The sequence below is a fragment of the Stenotrophomonas sp. A3_2 genome (genome assembly GCF_036624925.1).
Taxonomy (GTDB): domain Bacteria; phylum Pseudomonadota; class Gammaproteobacteria; order Xanthomonadales; family Xanthomonadaceae; genus Stenotrophomonas; species Stenotrophomonas hibiscicola.
In genome coordinates this window covers 1-373 of the sequence record NZ_JAZKVY010000377.1, presented here as the reverse complement: position 1 = coordinate 373, position 373 = coordinate 1, and the positions used below count along the sequence as shown (strand labels likewise).

At 68.1% G+C, this 373-nt stretch carries 1 pseudogene; it reads left to right on the top strand.

The features are described from left to right. Positions 1-373 (top strand): annotated as a pseudogene (locus R5H29_RS22170) (hypothetical protein); the annotation flags it as partial.

The window sequence follows — 373 nt, the reverse complement described above, 5'->3', positions numbered from 1 at the left end:
GGAGATGATCGACCCCGCCGAGGCGGCGCACAAGCTGAAGAGCGTGCTGCCGCGGCTGGACGAGGCGGAGGCCGTGCGGCGGCTGACCAGCGAGAAGCAGTTCGTCTATCTCGAGCGCAAGATCACGCCGTCCGAGGAGATTGCCATCAACGCGCTCGGCATTCCGGGCGTCTATTTCGAGAACGGAGAGAAGCGGCGCTATCCGCTCGGCCGCACGGCCGCCCAGGTGCTGGGCGGCGTGGATGTGGACAGCCACGGTGTGGCCGGCGTGGAGCGGGCCTTCGACAAGCGGCTGCGCGAGAGCAGCGAACCGTTGCGGCTTTCCATCGACGTCCGCGTGCAGGGCGTGATGCGCGACGAGCTCGCCAAATCG